The sequence below is a fragment of the Microvirga roseola genome (genome assembly GCF_020866965.1).
In the GTDB taxonomy this organism is placed as follows: Bacteria; Pseudomonadota; Alphaproteobacteria; order Rhizobiales; family Beijerinckiaceae; genus Microvirga; species Microvirga roseola.
The window spans coordinates 1-1,194 of the sequence record NZ_JAJATX010000157.1 but is presented as its reverse complement, the minus strand read 5'-3'; the positions used below and the strand labels follow the sequence as shown (position 1 = coordinate 1,194).

At 65.2% G+C, this 1,194-nt stretch carries 1 protein-coding gene; it reads left to right on the top strand.

Going from position 1 to position 1,194, the window contains the following annotated elements:
* Positions 1-2: 2 nt before the first annotated feature.
* Positions 3-1,193, top strand: coding sequence for an elongation factor Tu (gene tuf / locus LG661_RS24635; RefSeq protein WP_230534632.1), 1,191 nt, complete (start codon positions 3-5; stop codon positions 1,191-1,193).
* Position 1,194: the final 1 nt, after the last annotated feature.

Below are 1,194 nucleotides of genomic sequence, written 5' to 3'. Positions count from 1 at the left end.
CGATGGCGAAGGAAAAGTTTGAGCGCACGAAGCCGCACTGCAACATTGGGACGATTGGTCACGTGGACCATGGCAAGACGTCTCTGACGGCGGCGATCACGAAGGTTCTGGCGGAGTCTGGCGGCGCGACCTTTACGGCCTACGACCAGATCGACAAGGCTCCGGAGGAGAAGGCGCGCGGGATCACGATCTCGACGGCTCACGTGGAGTACGAGACCACGAACCGGCACTATGCCCACGTGGACTGCCCCGGCCACGCCGACTACGTGAAGAACATGATCACGGGCGCGGCGCAGATGGACGGCGCGATCCTGGTGGTGTCGGCGGCCGACGGCCCGATGCCGCAGACCCGCGAGCACATCCTGCTGGCGCGCCAGGTCGGCGTTCCGGCCCTGGTGGTGTTCATGAACAAGGTCGACATGGTGGATGATCCCGAGCTTCTCGACCTTGTCGAGCTCGAGGTTCGCGAGCTTCTGTCGAAGTACGACTTCCCCGGCGACGACATCCCGATCGTGAAGGGCTCGGCTCTTTGCGCCCTGGAGGACCGGCAGCCTGAGATCGGCCGCGATGCGGTTCTCAAGCTGATGGCCGAGGTTGACGCCTACATCCCGCAGCCGGAGCGTCCGATCGACCAGCCGTTCCTGATGCCGATCGAGGACGTGTTCTCGATCTCGGGCCGCGGCACGGTGGTGACGGGTCGCGTGGAGCGCGGCATCGTGAAGGTCGGCGAGGAAGTGGAGATCGTGGGTCTTCGCGACACGCAGAAGACGACGGTCACGGGCGTTGAGATGTTCCGCAAGCTGCTCGACCAGGGCCAGGCGGGCGACAACGTGGGCGTTCTGCTGCGCGGCACGAAGCGCGAGGACGTGGAGCGCGGCCAGGTGCTGTGCAAGCCGGGCTCGATCAAGCCGCACACGAAGTTCAAGGCCGAGGCGTACATCCTGACGAAGGAAGAGGGCGGCCGTCATACGCCGTTCTTCGGCAACTACCGTCCGCAGTTCTACTTCCGCACGACGGACGTGACGGGCGTGGTGAAGCTGCCTGAGGGCACCGAGATGGTGATGCCGGGCGACAACATCACCATGGAGGTGGAGCTGATTGCCCCCATCGCCATGGAGGAGAAGCTGCGCTTCGCCATCCGCGAGGGCGGCCGCACCGTCGGCGCCGGCGTCGTCGCCGCCGTGATGGATTAAT

Excerpts from the sequence above, each read along its gene's own strand:
- tuf (WP_230534632.1), top strand. The coding sequence starts at position 3 with ATGGCGAAGGAAAAGTTTGAGCGCACGAAGCCGCACTGCAACATTGGG.